At 65.3% G+C, this 16,843-nt stretch carries 17 protein-coding genes and 1 pseudogene; 9 read left to right on the forward strand and 9 right to left on the reverse strand.

Annotation, left to right across the window (positions count from 1 at the left end; all coding sequences use genetic code 11):
• Positions 1–80 precede the first annotated feature (80 nt).
• Complete coding sequence (locus P7C00_RS14175; protein WP_346632645.1) at positions 81–467, reverse strand: DUF2946 domain-containing protein; 387 nt, start codon at positions 465–467, stop codon at positions 81–83.
• 96 nt (positions 468–563) lie between these two features.
• Between P7C00_RS14175 and P7C00_RS14180 the strand changes: the two genes are divergently transcribed.
• Positions 564–1,001, forward strand: a complete 438-nt coding sequence (locus P7C00_RS14180; protein ID WP_346632646.1) for a DUF3995 domain-containing protein — start codon at positions 564–566, stop codon at positions 999–1,001.
• A 130-nt stretch (positions 1,002–1,131) separates the two neighbouring features.
• On the opposite strand, the gene P7C00_RS14185 is transcribed toward P7C00_RS14180, so the two are convergent.
• Genes P7C00_RS14185 through P7C00_RS14210 form a run of 6 tightly spaced genes read right to left on the reverse strand, consistent with a single transcriptional unit; the run spans position 1,132 to position 7,204 of the window.
• Complete coding sequence (locus P7C00_RS14185) at positions 1,132–1,500, reverse strand: Na+/H+ antiporter subunit G (RefSeq protein WP_346632647.1); 369 nt, start codon at positions 1,498–1,500, stop codon at positions 1,132–1,134.
• On the reverse strand, positions 1,497–1,775 hold the full coding sequence (locus P7C00_RS14190; RefSeq protein WP_346632648.1) for a K+/H+ antiporter subunit F: 279 nt from the start codon (positions 1,773–1,775) through the stop codon (positions 1,497–1,499). Before P7C00_RS14190 ends, P7C00_RS14185 begins: the two co-directional genes overlap by 4 nt.
• Positions 1,772–2,260 carry a Na+/H+ antiporter subunit E gene (locus P7C00_RS14195; RefSeq protein ID WP_346632649.1) on the reverse strand — a complete coding sequence of 163 codons (489 nt, stop codon included), beginning with the start codon at positions 2,258–2,260 and terminating at the stop codon, positions 1,772–1,774. The genes P7C00_RS14190 and P7C00_RS14195 overlap by 4 nt, the downstream gene beginning before the upstream one ends.
• Positions 2,257–3,945: a monovalent cation/H+ antiporter subunit D gene (locus tag P7C00_RS14200; protein WP_346632650.1), complete on the reverse strand. Its 1,689-nt coding sequence runs from the start codon at positions 3,943–3,945 to the stop codon at positions 2,257–2,259. The genes P7C00_RS14195 and P7C00_RS14200 overlap by 4 nt, the downstream gene beginning before the upstream one ends.
• A complete protein-coding gene (locus P7C00_RS14205; protein WP_011060906.1) occupies positions 3,942–4,286 on the reverse strand; it encodes a Na+/H+ antiporter subunit C in 345 nt (114 codons plus the stop codon). The genes P7C00_RS14200 and P7C00_RS14205 overlap by 4 nt, the downstream gene beginning before the upstream one ends.
• Positions 4,286–7,204, reverse strand: coding sequence for a monovalent cation/H+ antiporter subunit A (locus P7C00_RS14210; protein ID WP_346632651.1), 2,919 nt, complete (start codon positions 7,202–7,204; stop codon positions 4,286–4,288). Before P7C00_RS14210 ends, P7C00_RS14205 begins: the two co-directional genes overlap by 1 nt.
• A 223-nt stretch (positions 7,205–7,427) precedes the next feature.
• On the opposite strand from P7C00_RS14210, the gene P7C00_RS14215 reads away from it, so the two are divergent.
• Positions 7,428–7,769: a hypothetical protein gene (locus tag P7C00_RS14215; protein WP_346632652.1), complete on the forward strand. Its 342-nt coding sequence runs from the start codon at positions 7,428–7,430 to the stop codon at positions 7,767–7,769.
• 32 nt (positions 7,770–7,801) lie between these two features.
• Here P7C00_RS14215 and P7C00_RS14220 read toward each other — a convergent pair whose 3' ends face one another.
• Positions 7,802–8,827, reverse strand: a complete 1,026-nt coding sequence (locus tag P7C00_RS14220; protein WP_346632653.1) for a DMT family transporter — start codon at positions 8,825–8,827, stop codon at positions 7,802–7,804.
• Between P7C00_RS14220 and P7C00_RS14225 the strand changes: the two genes are divergently transcribed.
• The 7 genes and pseudogenes from P7C00_RS14225 (at position 8,822) to P7C00_RS14255 (ending at position 15,587) form a co-directional block, all read left to right on the forward strand.
• Positions 8,822–9,385 (forward strand): XRE family transcriptional regulator, encoded by a 564-nt coding sequence (locus P7C00_RS14225; RefSeq protein ID WP_317072960.1) that lies wholly within the window; start codon positions 8,822–8,824, stop codon positions 9,383–9,385. The two genes, P7C00_RS14220 and P7C00_RS14225, sit on opposite strands and share 6 nt — an antisense overlap.
• Before the next feature lie 201 nt (positions 9,386–9,586).
• Complete coding sequence (locus P7C00_RS14230) at positions 9,587–10,789, forward strand: SfnB family sulfur acquisition oxidoreductase (RefSeq protein WP_404939569.1); 1,203 nt, start codon at positions 9,587–9,589, stop codon at positions 10,787–10,789.
• Between the two features lie 12 nt (positions 10,790–10,801).
• Positions 10,802–11,266: an acyl-CoA dehydrogenase gene (locus P7C00_RS14235; RefSeq protein ID WP_346632655.1), complete on the forward strand. Its 465-nt coding sequence runs from the start codon at positions 10,802–10,804 to the stop codon at positions 11,264–11,266.
• Positions 11,266–12,663, forward strand: coding sequence for an LLM class flavin-dependent oxidoreductase (locus tag P7C00_RS14240; RefSeq protein ID WP_404939571.1), 1,398 nt, complete (start codon positions 11,266–11,268; stop codon positions 12,661–12,663). The genes P7C00_RS14235 and P7C00_RS14240 overlap by 1 nt, the downstream gene beginning before the upstream one ends.
• A 213-nt stretch (positions 12,664–12,876) precedes the next feature.
• The gene (locus P7C00_RS14245; protein WP_346632657.1) at positions 12,877–13,866 is read left to right on the forward strand and encodes an AMP-binding protein; all 990 of its coding nucleotides are present in this window, start codon (positions 12,877–12,879) and stop codon (positions 13,864–13,866) included.
• Between the two features lie 16 nt (positions 13,867–13,882).
• Positions 13,883–14,122 (forward strand): annotated as a pseudogene (locus P7C00_RS14250) (ABC transporter ATP-binding protein); the annotation flags it as partial.
• A gap of 28 nt (positions 14,123–14,150) precedes the next feature.
• On the forward strand, positions 14,151–15,587 hold the full coding sequence (locus P7C00_RS14255) for an FAD/NAD(P)-binding protein (RefSeq protein ID WP_404939573.1): 1,437 nt from the start codon (positions 14,151–14,153) through the stop codon (positions 15,585–15,587).
• A gap of 56 nt (positions 15,588–15,643) precedes the next feature.
• Here P7C00_RS14255 and P7C00_RS14260 read toward each other — a convergent pair whose 3' ends face one another.
• A complete protein-coding gene (locus P7C00_RS14260) occupies positions 15,644–16,750 on the reverse strand; it encodes a Gfo/Idh/MocA family protein (RefSeq protein ID WP_404939575.1) in 1,107 nt (368 codons plus the stop codon).
• Positions 16,751–16,843: the final 93 nt, after the last annotated feature.

A 16,843-nucleotide genomic window follows, 5' to 3' on the forward strand; every position in this document is an offset into this window, starting at 1 on the left:
TCCTGAATTCTTGACTAGGAAAAGGCCCACGACAGCGCGCCGCGCAGCAGCGCAGTGGGCGGGTTGAGCACGAGCAAGAATCAGGCGTGGGGCGGGGCCCGAGGATGGGCGGCGGGCCAGGTGAAACGGGCGGGAAGTTCGGGCAGGAACTGGCGCGCCAGCGGCGGTGCCTGGGGTTGGGGCAACAGCGCCAGGGTGACGCTGGAGTTCAGTGCCGGACCCATGCCGCCGGTGGAGCACAACGGGCAACCGAAGGCCTTGGACAGGGTGGGCAGGGAGTCCTGGTCGGCAGGTTGTTGCAGCGGTGCCTGGGTGTTGGGATCAATGCTGCAGAACTGCCCGCCGATGCCGTTGAGCTGCATGCCGAGCATCTGTCCGTGGCCGATGCTGCAGGCGAACACGTTGAACAGGACGCAGCAATAGAGCATCCAGGCAACGAGTGAGCGATCGGAACGGGTCAATTTCATGGGGCGGCACTTTATCATCGAAGGCGACGAACGTACTTACAAAAACGAGCAATCGGGTCCATTCTTCAGCGACATTTTCAACACGGATGTCTGAACATGAATCTTCTGCTTGCACAGGGGATGTCCGGCACTTTTCTGTTCATCAGCCTGATCCATCTGTACTGGGCCGCCGGTGGCAAGCGCGGCAGCGACGCGGTGATCCCCGAAGTCCCGGGGCCGGCTCCCGGGCAGAGCCAGCCGGCGTTCCGGCCACCGGCCCTGGCCACGCTGCTGGTGGCGGTGGGGCTGTTGCTGGTGGCGATGCTGGTGTGCCTGCGGGTCGGGCTCTACCTGCCGACCGTGACCCATCCGTCCCTGCAATGGGTGATCAGCGCCATTGCCTTGCTGATGTTCGCCCGGGCCATTGGCGACTCCGAGCTGGTGGGTTTCTTCAAGCAAGTGCACGACTCGAAGTTCGCCCGTCTCGACACCCTGTTCTATTCCCCGCTGTGCGTGGTGCTGGGGGCCGGGCTGCTGGTGCTGGCCTGGGCCTGAAGGGCCGCCAGCTCGCTGCAGGCGCTGGCTTGTGTAGGAGCTGGCTTGCCAGCGAAGGCGTTTTCGAAGTCGCTGCAAGGCTCACCGGCCTCTTCGCCGGCAAGCCGGCTCCTACCTAGGGTGGCAGTGCTCAGCTGCCGGTTTCGCTGCGTTTGCTGCTGACTTCCGCCGGCACATCGTCACCGGCCATGCGCTTGCGGAACAGCGCCGCCCGGGCCAGCAGCAGGGTGGTGACCGGCACGGTGATCGACAGCAGGATCGGGATCAGCCAGGCGTGCAGCACCGGCCCGGACTTGAGCGCTGAAAAATACAGGATCGAGGCCAGGGCCACTGTCCAGGAGCCCATGGTGGAGGCCAGGGCCGACGGGTGCATGCGCTGGAAGTAGCTCTTCATGCGCAGGATGCCCAGGGCGCCGATCAGGGCGAAGACGCTGCTGATCACCAGCAGCACGGCCACCAGGATCTCCACCCAGAGTGGCAGTTGCTCCAGGCTGTTCATTCGATCACCTCGCCGCGCAGAAGGAATTTGGCCAGGGCGAAGGAGCCGACAAAGCCGAACAGGGCGATCAGCAGCGCCGCCTCGAAGTAGGTGTCACTGGCGTAGCGGATGCCCAGCACCAGCATCATCAGCATCGCCAGGATGTACAGGTAGTCCAGGGCCAGGACCCGGTCCTGGGCCGAGGGACCCTTGAACAGGCGCACCAGGGTCAGGACCATGGCCAGGGAAAACAGGAACAGGCTCAACAGGATCGCATTGCTCAAGAGGACGCTCATTCGAAAATCTCCATCAGCGGGCGCTCGTAGGTCGCCTTGAAGTGCTGGATGAATTGCTCTTCGTCCTGCAGATCGAAGACGTGCAGCAAGAGGATGCTGCGGTCCAGGGACAGCTCGGACCAGACCGTGCCCGGCACCACCGTGGTGATGGTGGACAGCGCCGCCAGGCCGTTGGCGTCGCGCAGGTCCAGGGGGATCTTGACGAAGGCCGAGCGCACCGGTCTGCGCCCGTTGTTGAGCACGCCCCAGGCCACGATCAGGTTGGAGACCACCACATCGCAGCCCACCCGCAGCAGCAGGCGCAGGATGGTGCCGGGGCGGCGGATGCGGATCGGCAACGGCCGCAACGGGCGCATCAGCAGCGGTGCGAGAAAGCCCAGAATCGCCCCCAGCAGCAGATTGCCGGGGCTGATGGACAGGTTCAGCACCAGCCACAGCAGCCACAGCGCCAGGGACAGGAAGGGCGCCGGAAACAGACGCTTCATGGTTGCACCTCCGCCGCCTGGGTGGCCTTGGCTTCAGGGCTGAGCACAGTGCGGGTGCCGAGTACGGCCATCACATAGTGCTCCGGGTGGTTGAGGCTGTCGGCGGTGGCCTGGGTGAAGCGCAGCAGCGGCTCGGCCTTGAAACTGAGCAGCACGCAGAGCCCGAGCAGGGCCACGATCGGCACGCACTCCAGGCGCCGCAGGACCGGCGAAGGCCGCTCCTCCGGACTCCAGAAACGCTGGATGCCCAGCCGCGCAAAGGCCACCAGCGAGGCCAGGCCGGAGAGGATCAGCAGCGCCAGGAAGCACCAGGCCGCCACTGGGATCGGCGCACCGTCGCTGACCCCCAGACCCAGGGGATTGAGCAGGGCGGCGATCAGGTTGAGCTTGCCGATAAAGCCCGACAGTGGCGGCATGCCGATGATCAGCAGGGCACAGGCAATGAAGCTCAGGCCGAGGAAAGCCATGGTCCAGGGGATCACCTGGCCGACCACCACTTGTTGCTCGTCGTCGAGGTTGCTGCCCCGGGGCGGCGGCTGCGACCCCAAGGGCCGCGGCAGGACTTCGCCTTCGTCTTCCAGGGGAACTTCAACGGCCGAGCGCGAACGCTCGATCAGCTCGGCCAGGAGGAACAGCGCGCACAGCGCCAGGGTCGAGCTGAACAGGTAGAACAGCGCCGCACCGGTGAGCGCCGGCTGGGCGAAGCCGATCACCGAGATCAGGATGCCCGCCGATACCAGGATGCTCAGGCTGGCCATGCGCTCCAGGCGCTGGGCCGGGAGAATCGCCAGGGCCGCGCAGAAGATCGTCGCCATGCCGCCGTAGATCAGCCACTGGTTGCCGAAGTAGGCCGAGGCCCCGGCCTGCCCGGAGAACAGCAGGGTCCACAGGCGCAGTACGGTATAGATCCCGACCTTGGTCATGATGGCGAACAGTGCCGCCACCGGAGCGCTGGCCGAGGAATAGGCCGGCACCAGCCAGAAGTTCAGCGGCCACATCCCGGCCTTGGCCAGGAAGGCGATGGCCAGGATTGCCGTGCCGGCATGCAGCAGGCCGCGATCGGCTTCCGGCACCAGGGGGATCTTCATCGCCAGGTCGGCCATGTTCAGGGTTCCGGTGACCCCGTAGATCATTGCCGTGCCGATCAGGAACAGCGACGAAGCCAGCAGGTTGATGGTGATGTAGTGCAGCCCCGACGATACCCGCGCCCGTCCCGAACCGTGCAGCATCAGGCCGTAGGAAGCCGCCAGCAGCACCTCGAAGAACACGAACAGGTTGAACAGGTCAGCGGTGAGGAAGGCCCCATAGAGGCCCATCAGCTGGATCTGGAACAGCGCATGGAAGCTGGCACCGGCGCTGTCCCAGCGGGCCATGGCGAACAGCAGTGCGCTGACCCCGATGATCCCGGTGAGCACCATCATCAGTGCCGACAGGCGATCCACCACCAGGACGATGCCGAAGGGCACCTGCCAGTTGCTCGGCAGGTACACGCCGAAGGAGCCGGTAGCGCCCTGGACCTGGGTCCAGTACAGCAGGTACGCCGCCAGGGCCAGGCCCAGCAGGCTGGAGAACAGGTTGATCCGCGCCTTGAGCGGGCGGTGTTTCTCCCCCAGCAGCAACATGATGGCTGCCGTCAGCAGCGGCAGGAGGATGGGGGCGACGATCAGGTGGGACAACGAACTCATTCCTTGGGCTCCCGGCCGTCGACGTGGTCAGTGCCGGTCAGGCCCCGGGAAGCCAGGAGCACCACCAAAAACAGCGCGGTCATGGCGAAGCTGATGACGATGGCGGTGAGCACCAGGGCCTGGGGCAGCGGATCGGTGTAGTGCAGCAGGTCCTGGGGCACGCCGTCCTTGACGATGGGCTCCTTGCCGATGAACAGGCTGCCCATGCTGAAGATGAACAGGTTGACCGCGTAGGACAGCAGGCACAGGCCCATCACCACCTGGAAGGTCCGCGGGCGCAGTACCAGCCAGACTCCGGAAGCGGCGAGGACTCCAATGGCGATTGCGATGACTTCTTCCATCAGGCGGCTCCGCTCTTGATCAGGGATTTGGACTGGCTGGCCGGCTTGTGGGCCCGCACCGATTGGTGCGCCAGGGCAGTGAGGATCAGCAGGGTCGCGCCCAACACCACCGCGTAAACGCCAATGTCGAAGAACAGGGCGCTGGCGATGTGGATATCGCCGAACAGCGGCAGGTCCACATGCACCGTGTGGGTGGTGAGGAACGGATAGCCCCAGGCCAGGGCGCCCAGGCCGGTGGCCAGGGCGAACAGCAGACCGGTGCCCATCCAGCGCAACGGCCGCAGGCTCATCTGGGCCTCGACCCATTGGGTGCCCGCCACCATGTACTGGAGGATGAAGGCCACCGACATCACCAGCCCGGCGACAAAACCGCCGCCCGGCAGGTTGTGCCCGCGCATGAACAGGTAGAAGGACACCACCAGGGCAATCGGCAGCAGCAGGCGCACCAGCACCGCCGGCACCATCATGAAGCCCAGGGCGGTGTCGCTGGCCTGGCGTGGGTTGACCAGATCGGTGACCACGTCCGGTGCCAGCAGACGCTGTTGCGCCGGCAACTGCATGCTTTCCTTGGGCGGGCGGAAGCGTCGCAGCAGGGCGAACACGGTCAGGGCCACGGCCGCCAGTACGGTGATCTCGCCCAGGGTGTCGAAGCTGCGGAAGTCCACCAGGGTGACGTTGACCACGTTGGTGCCGCCGCCTTCAGGCAAGGCCCGGCTGAGGTAGAACGAGGAAATGTCGTTGGGAGTGGGGCGGGTCAGCATGGCGTAGGACAGCACTGCCATGCCCAGGCCCACGGCGATCGACAGGCTCAGGTCGCGCAGGCGGCGGATGCGTGCCTTGGGCACGCTGCTGGGCAGGGGCGAGACATCCTCGATCCGCCGTGGCAGCCAGCGCAGGCCGAGGAGGATCAGCACCGTGGTCACCACTTCCACCACCAGCTGGGTCAGGGCCAGGTCCGGCGCCGAGAACCAGACGAAGGTCACGCAGGTCATCAATCCGCAGACGCTGACCATGGTCAGGGCCGCCAGACGGTGGTACTTGGCCTGCCAGGCGGCGCCCAGGGCACAGGCGATGGCCAGCAGCCAGAAGGTCACGAAGACGATGGAGCCGGGGATCTTCGGCCGGTCGCCCCAGGTCAGCTGGCTGTAGAGCATGGGGATCAACCCGGCAATCACCGCTGCCAGCACCAGCACGAACAGCTGGGTCTGCAGGCGCTTGGTGCTCAGGCGCCGCTCCAGGCGCCGGGCCAGGCGGGTCATGCCCACCAGGCTGCGTTCGAACAACAACTTGCCGTTGAGACGACCCACGCCCGGCGGGTAGGCGAAACGGCCCGCCACCAGCGGCTTGTGCAGCAGCAGGTAGAGGACGATGCCGCAGGACATGGCGATCAGGCTCATGATCATTGGCGCATTCAGGCCATGCCAGATGGCCAGGCTGTACTCGGGCAGGGTCCCGCCCACGACCGGCAGCGCCGCAGCGGCCAGCAGCGGACCGATGATCTGCGCCGGGAAGATCCCCACCAGCAGGCAGGTGAACACCAGCAGTTCAACCGGGGCGCGCATCCAGCGCGGCGGCTCGTGGGGCGTGTGGGGCAGGTCGGTGGCCGGTTCGCCGAAGAACACATCGACGGTAAAGCGCAGGGCGTAGGCAACGCTGAAGGTCCCGGCGATGGTGGCGATCACCGGCAGGGCGATTTCCACCCAGGCGCTGGAATTGATGAACACCGTCTCGGCGAAGAACATCTCCTTGGACAGGAAACCGTTGAGCAGCGGCACCCCGGCCATCGAGGCACTGGCCACCATGGCCAGGGTCGCGGTGAAGGGCATCAGCTTGATCAGACCGTTGAGCTTGCGGATATCGCGGCTGCCGCTCTCGTGGTCGATGATGCCGGCGGCCATGAACAGCGAGGCCTTGAAGGTGGCGTGGTTGAGGATATGGAACACCGCGGCCACGGCCGCCAGGGGGCTGTTGAGGCCCAGCAGCAGGGTGATCAGGCCCAGGTGACTGATGGTGGAGTAGGCCAGCAGGCCCTTGAGGTCGTTCTGGAACATCGCGCAGTAGGCGCCCAGCACCAGGGTGCAGGCCCCGGCGCCGCTGACGATGTAGAACCATTCTTCAGTGCCGGACAACGACGGCCACAGGCGGGCCAGGAGAAACACCCCGGCCTTGACCATGGTCGCTGAGTGCAGGTAGGCCGAGACCGGCGTCGGTGCGGCCATGGCGTGGGGCAGCCAGAAGTGGAAGGGGAACTGGGCGCTCTTGCTCAGGGCGCCCAGCAGGATCAGTGGTAACAGGACCGGGTACAGGGCGTGGGCCCGGATCTTGTCTCCGGCAGCCAACACCTGATCCAGGTCGTAGCTGCCTACCACATGGCCCAGCAGCATGACCCCCGCCAGCAGGCACAAGCCCCCGGCGCCGGTGACCATCAGCGCCATGTAGGCACCGCGGCGGGCATCGGAGCGGTGATGCCAATAGCCGATCAGCAGGAAGGAGAAGAGGCTGGTGAGCTCCCAGAAGAACACCATCTGGATCAGGTTGCCGGAGATCACCAGGCCGAGCATGGCCCCCATGAACGCCAGGAAGAAGGCGAAGAAGCGCGGCACCGGATCTTGCGGCGACATGTAGTAGCGCGCATACAGCGCCACCAGGCTGCCGATGCCCAGCACCAGCAACGAGAACAACCAGGCGAAGCCGTCCAGGCGCAGCACGAAGTTCAGCCCCAGGCTCGGCAGCCAGGTATATTCCTCGCGGATAATTCCGCCGTCGGCGATCTGCGGGTACAGCAAAGCCACCTGGATGGTGCCAATGAGTGCCACCAGACCAGCCAGCAGAGATTCGGTGTTACGTGCGTTGTGCGGCAACAGGGCCGCCAGACAGCTGCCTATGAATGGCAGAAGCAGTAGAACTATCAGGGACATAGGCTTCTAATCTGCGGAAAAGTATGACGCATAATACGTGCCAGGCCCTCGATCACCAACCGCCATGCGCGGCCCGGCCCCCCTAAGAAATGTTACATACGCTTTCAAAGGTAGGAGAGAAATGCCTGATGCGCCCGTTCACCGGGCGCTGTGGGGCCAATGTCCTGCCCAGGTCAAATCACCACAAGGATCGACAAGGGTGCACACGATAAAAGGATCGGCCATGGGTCGGCTGTTTCGACGGGGCGGTTTCGCCTTGCTGTTCACTGCCTTCGGCGCCGGGTTGGGGATAGCTGTGGAGCATTATCTCGACCGCCCCGACATGCTCAAGACCCGCCAGGCGCTGATCATCGAAGGCCCGATGGGGGATGATCGGAGCTACCGGCTGCCAGCGGGTACGGTGCTCTATTTCGATCGTGCCTTTGCCGAGGGGCACGTGCTCTACCACGCCTATTTCTATTTCCATGGCGAGCCCGAAAATGACCGGGTGCTGTTGGAGCCCAAGCACAAGGGTTCGTTGACCGTCCCCACCTGGCTCTACGCCCCCGGCGACCCCGCGCTCTAGGTGCAAGACCGCCTTCGCCGGCAAGCCGGCTCCTACACGCTGTCCGCTGCCTGGTCGGTCAATGCCGGTTGATCGGCATCTGCGGCCCGGCCCTTGGGCTTCCATTCGCTGATGATCACCGCCAGCACGATCAAGGCCCCGCCCAGCAGCGCCAGTGCGGGCAGGCGTTCCCCGGCGATCCGCCCGACAATCCCGGCCCACACCGGCTCACCGGCATAAATCAGGGTGGCGCGGGTCGGCGAGACGCTTTTCTGTGCCCAGTTCATTGCCACCTGAATCGCCGCACTGGCGGCCCCCAGGCCCAGGGCGCTGGCCAGCAACAACCAGGAAAACCCCGGCAAGGCTTCCCCGGTCGGTAGCACCATGGCAAAGGCCAGCAGCGAGGTGACCGCCAGTTGCACCACGGTGACCCGGCGCACATCCACCCGCCCGGCAAAGCTGCTGATCAGGATGATTTCCGCAGCAATGGCCACTGTGCTGATCAGGGTCGCGATCTCCCCGGGGCTGAAATCCAGCGAGGCGCCGTTGGGCCCGGACAGCAGCATCAGCCCGGTAAACGCCAGCATGATGCCGATGCTCGGCAGCAGCCCCGGGCGCTTGCCCATGAACAGCCATTGCAGCAGGGGAACGAAGGGGACATAAAGGGCGGTGATAAACGCCGACTGGCTGCTGGGAATGCTTTGCAGGCCCACGGTCTGCAAGCCGTAGCCGAGCATGATAGCGGTGCCGATAAAGGTCCCGGCACGCAGTTCGAACAGGGTCAGCCCGCGCAGGTGGCGCAGTGAAAACAAGGCGACGATGCAGGCCGCCGCGGCAAAGCGCAGACCGACGAAGAACATCGGCCCGCTGACGCTCATGGCCTTCTGTACCAGCAGGAAGGTGCCGCCCCAGATCATGGTGATCAGCACCAGGACGACTTCGGCCTTGCTCAGTTTGAATTGCAATCCGCGGGAGGGTGTAGAGGTCATGGCCTTGCGTGCTACCTGGGGGGGACGCACAATGCGCCGAATGTTGGGCAGTATACTGCGCAGAACCAGGGAGTGAGCAATATAGTGCACAAAGATAATGTTCAGCGGGCTTCGGTCCTGCAACACGTCAGCCTCAATGTGCGACGCCTGCGTCATGCCGCAGGCTTGAGCCAGAGCGCTCTGGCGGAAAAGTCCGATGTCAGCCGGAGGATGCTGGTGGCCATCGAGGCGGGGGAGAAGAACGTCAGTCTCGGCACCCTGGACCGAGTGGCAGAAGCCTTGAACGTGGCCTTCAGCGACCTGATCCAGGCCCCGGATGCCCGGGACCCGAGCCGCATCAATGAACTGGCCTGGGCCGGTGCCATCCCGGGCAGCAAGGCGGTGTTGTTGGCCAAGGCCGAGGCCAGCCGTGAGGTGGAGCTGTGGGAGTGGCAGCTGGAGCCCGGCGAGGTCTATCACTCGGAATGCGATGCTAAAGGCTGGAGCGAGCAGATCTACGTCTTCGAGGGCTGCCTGACGGTGTTCTTTGGTGACACTGAACGGCGCCTGGAAAGCGGCGATTTCTTCATGTTCGCCAGTCATGTTCCCCACGGCTATCGCAATGACGGCGCCCAGGCCACGCGCTTCGTGCGCAACGTGGTGTTCTGATTGCCCTCGCGTGCAGGCCACTGTTGGCTGACCAACAGTGGTTGAACATTTTGCCTTTTTTCAGTTGATGAGCTTTCTCTAAATAACTCATTAACTTACTGATAATTAAAGAAATTATATTTAGGCACGACTCCTGCAATTGTCCTGATAGCGAGCACCTGAACGGTGTTCATCTTGATCTTCAGGACACGGAGTCGGCCCATGACAGTCCCAGCCCAACCCTCTTGCAGTGCCCACATCATCCGCAGCGATGCCGAGGCCATCAGCGTTGCCCGGGCCCTGGCCCAGCGCTTTGCCGTGGAGGCTGCGGTGCGCGACCGCGAACGGCGCCTGCCGGTGGCGGAGCTGGACGAGTTCTCTGCCAGCGGCCTGTGGGGCATCACCATTCCCCAGGCCTATGGTGGCGCCGGGGTGTCCTACGTGACCCTGGCCGAGGTGATCAAGATCATCTCCGCCGCCGATCCATCCCTGGGCCAGTTGCCACAGAACCACCTCGGGGTGGTGGACATCCTGTTGCAAACCGCCAGCCAAGAGCAGAAACAGCACTACTTCGCCAAGGTGTTGCAGGGCTACCGCTTTGGTAACGCGTTTTCCGAGGCCGGCAGCAAGCACGTCGGCGCCTTTGAAACCCAGATCCGCTTCACCGGCGACCAGGCGCGGATCGATGGCGAGAAGTTCTACTGCACCGGTGCCTTGTTCGCCCACATCGTGCCGGCCGTGGCGGTGGACGAGCACAACCAGGCCCACATCGCCTTTATCGAACGCCACAACCCCGGCCTGAGCGTGATCGACAGTTGGGACGGCTTCGGCCAGCGCACCACCGCCAGCGGCGGGGTCAGCCTCAAGGCCGTGCACGTGCCGCGCAGCGCGGTGATCCCGGCCCATCGGGCCTTCGACCAGCCCACCGCCGATGGCCCGATCTCGCAGATTATCCAGGCCGCGGTGGACACCGGCATCGCCGTCGCCGCCCTGGAGGATGCCAAGCACCATGCCCGCCAGTCCCGGCCCTGGATCGACAGCGGCCTGGATCACGGTTGGCAGGACCCCTTTACCCAAGCCGCCATCGGTGATCTGGAATGGCGGGTCCATGGCACCGAAGCCATCCTGGCCAAAGCCGCCCAGGCCATCGACCAGGCCTTGCTCAAGCCCGATGAAGACAGCGTCGCCCACGCCTCGCTGCTAGTGGCCCAGGCCAAGGTGCTGTCGGCAGAAAGCGCTTTGCTCGCCGCCAGCAAGCTGTTCGAGCTGGCCGGCACCCGCTCGGTGTCGGCCAAGTACAACCTCGATCGCCACTGGCGCAACGCGCGGACCCACACCCTGCACGACCCGGCCCGCTGGAAATACCACCTGATCGGCAACTTCCTGCTCAACGGCATCAAGCCGCCCCGTCACGCCTGGAACTGAAAGGAATCGGATATGAACGCATTGACCCACGCCCACCGCTTCCAGGCCGACCTGGCCCGCAGCAGCGATGACCTGCAACGGGCCCGCAGCCTGCTGCAGACGACCCTGGACTTCGTCCGCGACCAGGCCCGGCCCTGGGCCGGCAGCGGCCTGGACAGGGCCAGCGACGACCCGTATGTGATCAGCCGCTTTGGCGATCTGCAGATCCGCATCGAAGTGGCGGTTGCCCTGCAGGAGCGGGCCCAGCACCGGCTGCAAGAGGATCAGGACCCGGCGGAGATCGCCATCGCCCTGGCCGAGGCGGCGATCGCTGCCGCCGAGGCCCTGGTGGCGGCCGGCAACGCCGAATTCGAACTCACCGGCCAGCGCACCCCGCAGCCACAGGCCCTGCAAGACCCGCTGCGCTGGAAGTATCAACTGATCGGCAACTACCGCCTCAATGGCGTGCTACCTCAAGGTTTCAGGAGTGCTGCGTGATGTCCCGTGAAATTCGCCTCAATGCCTTCGACATGAACTGTGTCGGCCACCAGTCACCGGGGCTCTGGGCCCATCCCCGGGACCGTTCCTGGCAGTACAAGGACCTGGAGTACTGGACCGACCTGGCCAAGATCCTTGAAAAGGGCAAGTTCGACGGGCTGTTCATCGCCGACGTACTGGGCATCTACGACGTCTACAACGGCAATGGCGACGCGGCGATCCGCCAGGCGGCCCAGGTGCCGGTGAACGATCCGCTGCAATTGATTCCGCCCATGGCCCTGGTCACCGAACACCTGGGCTTCGGCCTCACCGCATCGCTGTCCTTCGAGCATCCATATCCCTTCGCTCGGCGCCTTTCCACCCTCGATCACCTGACCCGTGGCCGCGCCGGCTGGAACATCGTCACCTCCTACCTGGAGAGCGGGGCGAAGAACATCGGCCAGCAGACCCAGACCGAGCACGATGCGCGCTACGACTACGCCGAGGAATACCTGGAGGTCTGCTACAAGCTCTGGGAAGGCAGTTGGGAGGACGGCGCGATCCTGCGGGACAGGGAGCGGCGGATCTTCAGCGACCCGAGCAAGATCCACGAGATCCGCCACGCGGGCAAACACTTCCAGGTGCCGGGGATTCACCTGTGCGAGCCTTCGCCGCAACGCACCCCGGTGCTGTATCAGGCCGGTGCGTCGAGCCGGGGCAAGCAGTTCGCCGCCGAACAGGCCGAATGCGTGTTCGTTGCCGCGCCGTCCAAGGTCCTGCTGAAGAAGACCGTGGCCGACATCCGCCGCCGAGCGGCAGAGGCCGGGCGCGATCCCTCGAAGATTCTGATCTTCAACCTGCAGACGGTGATCCTCGGCGAGACCGACGCCCAGGCCAAAGCCAAGTTCGAAGAGTACAAATCCTGGGTCAGCTATGAAGGCGCCATGGCGCTGATTTCCGGATGGACCGGCATCGACTTCAGCCGCTTCAAGCCGGACGAACCCCTCAAGCATGTGCACACCAACGCCATCCAATCGGCGGTGGAGGCCTTCTCCACCGCGGACCCGAACAAGGTCTGGACCCCTCACGAACTGGCCGACTGGGTGGGGATCGGCGGCTTTGGCCCGCTGTTTGTCGGCAGTCCGGAAACCGTTGCCGACCTGCTTCAGGAGTGGGTGGAGGAGACCGATGTCGACGGCTTCAATCTGGCCTACGCACTGACCCACGAAACCTTTATCGATGCCGTGGAGCTGCTGGTGCCCGAGTTGCAGAAGCGCGGGGTCTACAAGACCGAGTACGCCCCGGGCACCCTGCGAGAGAAGCTCTTTGGCGCTGGTCCTCGGCTGCCGCTGAACCACCCGGGCAGCGCCTGGCGCGACCTCGGTACCCGGCTTCAGCCGCAGCGCGCCCGCGCCTGACCCCGGCGCTTCCCGTAGGAGCTGGCTGGCCAGCGAAGAGGCCCGCAAGAGCGGCGCCCGATTTACCGGCGCCTTCGCCGGCAAGCCGGCTCCTACAGAGATGCCGCCGACCTGCATGTAGGAGCTGGCTTGCCAGCGAAAGGGCCCCGTAAAGCCCGTCAATGTCCAGCCAGCGGTCCACCGCACGCTTTGCCAAGCCATAGAGGTCCATCCATGAGCGTGCATGAACTCAACCCCCCACCGATTGCGGATGCCCCCCCGTTCCCGGCCCGGCTGCAGTTGTCCGGCGCCCTGGAACAACTGCGCCACTGGGCCCAGGTCAGTCCGCTGGACAACGCCCTGCGCCACAAGCGCCATGGGCACTGGTACGCCTGGCGCTGGATCGATGCCCTGCGCGATGTCGAGCGTCTGGCCGACGGCCTGCGCCAGCAGGGCTTGAGCCGGCACTCAAGGCTGGCCCTGAGTGGGCTGTTCGAGCCGGACCTGCTCCTGCTGGCCCTGGCCGCCCACAGCATCGGCGCCCAGGTGCTGAGTGTCGCCGCTGATCTGCCCACTCCAGCCTTGCGCCAGGCGCTGTGGCGCCTGCAGCCGAGCCATGCTTTCGTGCAGTCGCGCCAGCAGGTCCTGAGCTGGGTCGCGGCGGGGCAAGGCAGCCTGGCTCCGCAACGGCTGATCGCCCAGCAATCCCTGCCCCGATTGCCCCCAGGCTCGCACCAGCCAGTGCTGTCGTTCAGTGAGCTGCTGGGGCCCCTCGAAACACCCCAGCGCCAGTTTTACTGGCGCCATCCACCCACGGTTGCCCAACTGTGGAGCGAGGAGGGCACAGAGTGGCAGGACGGCCTGACAGTGTTGCTGGATCAGTGGCTGAGCAGCGGCCACAGCCTGGCCTTTCCCGAAACACGGGGCTCATGCGCTCGCGACCGCCGCGAGGCGGCTCCCAGCGGCCTGCTGCTTTCGCCCTCGCGCCTGCAGCACCTGGCGGATGAAATCGAGAGTCGCCTGGCCCCGCCTGGCAGCTGGCGCCGGCGCCTGTGTGAATGGGCCATCGCCCACCCGCAACAGCCGCTGCCCCGGCTGCTCAAGCAACGGATACGCCGGCTGCTGGGTTTTGCTCGCCTGCAGTTCATCTGGCAGCCGCCCCAGGCCACGGCTCAACCTGCAACCCCGGCCTGGGTCGCCGAATTCACACGGAACATCGCATGACGCCAACCGAGCCCATCCTACTTTGGTACTGCTGGATGAACCTTCCATGGGCTTGGCGCCTATCATCGTCCAGGAGATTTTTCAGATCGTTGCCCAGCTTGATCGTGAGGCGGGAGTGAGCTTTCTGCTCGCCGAGCAAAGCATTAATCTGGCGCTCAACTACGTTTCCCATGCCTGGCTGCTGGACACCGGCCGGGTGGCCCTGCCCGGCACCGCCGAGCCACTGCTGGCCCGGGGCGATCTGCAGAACTTCTAACTGGGCAAACACTGCGCGTGAGTATTCCATGAGCCAAAACCACAGCGGACAGGCAAACCCTGCCACCCGTGATGCTGAAATTCTGATTGTCGGTGGCGGCCTCAGTGGCGCCTTGCTGGCGGCGCAATTGCTGCGCCTGCCGGGGCGGCGGCGGATTCTGGTGATCGAGCCCCGCAGCGAGCTGGGCCGGGGCGAGGCCTACAGCGCTGTCGAACTGGGGCATACCCTGAACGGTAACGCGGCACGGATGAGCGTCGATCCGGACAATGCCGACGACCTGACCCAGTGGCTGACCCGGTACATTGCCGACGGCGGCTGGCCGGAATCGCGCCTGCAGCCGGTGCCGGTCAGCGAACTGTTTCCACCTCGGGGGCTGTTTGGCGTCTATGTGCAGCAACGCCTGGCCGAGGCGCTGCAGTTGGGCCTGGAGCAGGGCTCCAGCCTGAGCCACGTGCACGGCGAAGCGATGGACCTGGACACCGACAGTGACGGTGTCTGCCTGACGTTGGCGGACGGCCGTCAGTTGCGTGGAGGGGTGGCGGTATTGGCCACGGGCATGTTCCCGGCGGCGCGCACACCGCAGACCCGATCCAGCGGCCTCAACGCCGCGGCCCTGGACCCTTGGGACGTGGCAGCCATGGCCCGCCTGGACCCCGGCGCGCGGGTGCTGATCATTGGTTCCGGGCTGACCATGGTGGACGCCGTGGTGTCCCTGGAGCAGGCCGGGCATCGCGGGCCGATCGAAGTGTTTTCCCGGCATGGTCTGCTGCCTCATGTGCGACGTCAGCCGCCGGCCTGGGTGGACTTCCTCGCCGCCGACCTCAATCTGCGCAGCCCGCGACAACTGCTGCGGGAGGTGCGGCGCCAGTGCCGCGAGGCCCAGGCCCGGGGCATCGACTGGCAAGCGCCGCTGGACACGGTGCGGGTGCATATCGGCCGATTGTGGAGCCAGGCCACGGATGTCCAGCGACGCCAGTTCGTGCGCCACGTGCGGCCGTGGTGGGAGAGCCATCACCATCGCTCACCGCCCTTGAGCGCCGAGTTGGTGGCGCGTCTGCACGCCGAGGGGCGCTTGCGGATTCATGCTGCGGCCTACCAGGGACTGGAACCTTCGGTTGCTGGTCGCCTGACGATCCGCCTGCGTTATCGCGGCACCGAGCACAGCGAACGCCTGGAGGGGGACGCACTGATCAACTCCAGCGGCATTGAATATGACTGGCGCCGGGTCGCGCGGCCCTTGCCGCAGCACCTGCTGGCCCGTGGCCTGGTTACACCTGGACCCTTGGCCCTGGGCATCAGCGCCACGGCAGAGGGTGCCGTGCACAATGCCCGTGGCCAAGCGTCCGAGCGCCTGTTCGCCATGGGACCGCCGTTGCGTGGCCTGTGGTGGGAAAGCACCGCGGTCACCGACGTCGCCCTGCAAGCCAAGGCCCTGGCCGCCCACCTTGCCAGCCACCAACTGTAGGCGCTGGCTTGTCAGCGAAGAGGCCTGCAAGATCGCCTTCGCCGGCAAGCCGGCTCCTACAGTGTCACCCAGCGCTGTTCCTGGGCGGCAATGCGGATCGCCGCCGCCAGTCGCTCCACTTCCCAGGCTTCCTGGAAGTCCGTGCCGTCGCGCCCCTGTCCACTCAGGGCCATGATCAGTTCCTGCACCTCCAGGGTCTTGAGTTCGTTGTAGCCCAACTGATGCCCCGGCGCCGGGCTGAAGGCCGCATAGCCCGGCAGCTCGGGCCCGGCCAGCAAGCGCTGGAAACCCTTCTGGCCGACCCGGTACAGGCGCAGCTCGTTCAAGCGCTCCTGGTCGAAGGCGAGGGTGCCCAGGGTGCCGCTGATCTCGAAGCTCAGGTGATTTTTGTAACCATGCTTGATCCAGCTGCTGCTCAACGTACCCCGGGCACCATTGGCGAAACGCAACAAAGCGTGGACCTGATCATCCACACCAATGTGGCGCCGTTCCTGGCTGCCGGCGTGGGTCGGTCGTTGCTGATGCACCGTCTGCACATCGGCGGACACCGCCTGCACCGGCCCCATGAGAAAGCGCGCCATGGCCAGCAGGTGGCTACCCAGGTCTGCCAGGGCGCCCCCGGCGTGCTGCGGATCGCAACGCCAGGACCAGGGCGAGTCCGGATCGGCCATGAAGTCCTCGCTGAACTCCCCCTGGAAACTCACCAGTTGCCCCAGCTCGCCCTTGCCGATCAGCTCACGGGCCAGGGTGATCATTGGATTGTGCTGATAGTTGTAGCCGACCCGAGTCACCACCCCGGCCGCCTGGGCGGCGTGGTGCATCTGCCGGGCTTCTTCGACGCTGATGGCCAGGGGCTTTTCGCAGTACACCGCCTTGCCCGCCGCCAGGGCCGCCATGGCCATGGGGAAGTGCAGGTGGTTGGGGGTGGTGATGGCCACCAGATTGACCCGGGGATCGGCGATCAGACGCTGCCAGTCACTATGGGCGCGAGCAAAGCCCCAGGCCCCGGCGCAGTGTTCGGCACGCTGAGCGTCGGCATCGGCCAGCGCTGCCAGGTGCAGGCGCACCGGCAGTTCGAACACCGCGCTGACATTGCGAAACGCCAGGGCGTGGGCCCGGCCCATGAAGCCGGTCCCGATCAAGCCAATGCCAAGTTCATCCATAGCCGCACCTGCAGAATTATTGTTTTAGGAGCGGCTAGTTATGGAATAAATATTCTTTAATTGCAATTGCTGGAATTAAAATTTTGACGGACG

The sequence above is a fragment of the Pseudomonas sp. JDS08PS003 genome (assembly GCF_045013505.1).
Lineage (GTDB): Bacteria > Pseudomonadota > Gammaproteobacteria > Pseudomonadales > Pseudomonadaceae > Aquipseudomonas > Aquipseudomonas protegens_B.